Source organism: Vibrio sp. Vb1574 (genome assembly GCF_033338675.1).
This window is the reverse complement of record NZ_JAWOTC010000107.1, coordinates 1-1997: the sequence shown is the minus strand read 5'-3', so window position 1 is coordinate 1997 and position 1997 is coordinate 1. Positions and strand designations below refer to the sequence as shown.

Sequence of the window (1997 nt, the reverse complement as noted above, 5' to 3'; positions counted from 1 at the left end):
CAACATCGTCGAGACCGACTCGAGTGAAGCAAGCTCTTATCTCAGCACGTATTCAGTCGTTTGGACGACGTTAATGGGTGTGATTCCTGCCCTGATTGTGTTCAAAGTAAAGCTGCAACCACAACGCGGACAATGGCTACGCTTTGTGCTTACAAAACTGGTCGCGATGCTCGCTTCGTTAGCAGTTATTGCCGTGATTGCGGGGTTGTACTATCAAGATTACGCATCTGTGGGTCGCAATAACAGCTACCTGAAAAAAATGATCATCCCAACGCAATATGTCTACAGCGCGACAAGTTACGTAAAAGAAAATTACTTAACTACGCCACAGCCATATCGTGAAATCGGTACTGATGCACAGCAATCTTCGACCGCTTTACAGCAAGCGCAGGACAAACCGACGTTACTCGTTTTTGTGGTAGGTGAAACCGCACGTACTCAAAACTATCAACTGAATGGTTACGAGCGTGAAACTAACCCCTACACCAGCCAATTAGATGTTATTTCTTTTAAAGATGTAGCGTCATGCGGCACTGCGACAGCAGTATCTGTACCATGCATGTTTTCTCAGTTAACGCGCAATCAATTTGACCGTAAACAAGCTGATAACCAAGACATCGCGTTAGATATCATGCAACGTGCAGGTATCGACCTACTGTGGAAAGAAAACGACGGTGGCGATAAAGAAGTCGCGCATAAGATCAAAAAAATCGAACTAGACAGAAAGCAACAAAACGCACTGTGCAACGGTCAAACTTGTTACGACATGGCACTACTGAGTGACTTTGACCAAGAAGTGTCGAACATGAACGGTAACCGAGTTGTAGCCATGCACCTTATTGGCAGCCATGGCCCAACTTACTTCCAACGTTAACCGAAAGAGAAAGCGTTTTTCCAACCAGATTGCCCACGTGCAGACATTGAAAACTGTAGCGTCGAAGAGATCGTAAATCCCTACGACAATACCATTCGTTACACAGACTTTGTCTTGGAACAAACCATCAACAAACTTAAGACGTTAGAAGAAAAATATAACACTGCGTTGATTTATGTTTCTGACCACGGTGAATCGCTTGGTGAAAGCGGCATGTTCTTACATGGTATGCCTTACGGACTTGCTCCGGATTTCCAAAAACGAGTACCGCTTATCATGTGGATGTCGCCAAGCTTTAAGCAAGCAAAACACATCAACACGGATTGCTTGTCCAAAGAAGCACAAAATGCAGGTAAGTACTCGCATGACAATGTGTTCCACTCTTTGCTTGGTATTATGGATGTAAAAACCCAAGCCTACGACGGCCAGTTAGATATCTTCAAAACCTGTCGAACCGTATCCTAAGTAGTTAGAAAAAGCCTGATTCAAAATGTGAGTCAGGCTTTTTTATGACAAGCCGTTTCTGCCAACCTCTTTTTCGCTCGTTATAATCAACGCCTAATGAAATCGAAACAGAGCGAACAACATGAAAATCGGTATTATTGGCTTAGGCGACATTGCACAAAAGGCTTACCTTCCTGTCATTACTCAACTTCCTAATGTTGAGCTGGTCTTTTGTACCCGAGACGCCGAAACCCTCTCTTCACTAGCTCAGCAATATCGCATTAAGGAAAGCTGTCAGGACTACCGACAGCTTCCTGCGTTTGGTGTAGATGCGGTGATGATTCATGCCGCAACTCATGTTCACTTTCAAATCGCTGAATATTTTCTAAAACAAAGCATTCCCACTTTTGTCGACAAACCTCTGGCGGACAGTGCCCAACAGGTAGAGCAACTCTATGAGATTGCAGCTATCGCCAATCAACCACTTTATGTTGGCTTTAATCGCCGACACATTCCGCTCTACAACGACTATTTGCCAAACGTACAAAAAGGCGATGTCGCTAATTTGAAGTCACTGCGTTGGGAGAAAAATCGCCACAATCTGCTGGGAGAACTCCGTACGTTCATCTTTGACGATTTTATTCACCCGCTAGACAGCGTAAATGTTGTAGCAAAAGCC

The 1997-nt window shown here is 44.4% G+C and carries 1 protein-coding gene and 1 pseudogene; both read left to right on the top strand.

The features are described 5' to 3' along the window. Window positions 1–1339 (top strand): annotated as a pseudogene (locus tag R7O12_RS23890) (phosphoethanolamine transferase); the annotation flags it as partial. Window positions 1340–1460: 121 nt separating this feature from the next. Further along, a partial coding sequence (locus tag R7O12_RS23885; RefSeq protein ID WP_318126518.1) for a Gfo/Idh/MocA family oxidoreductase occupies window positions 1461–1997 on the top strand: 537 nt, incomplete at its 3' end.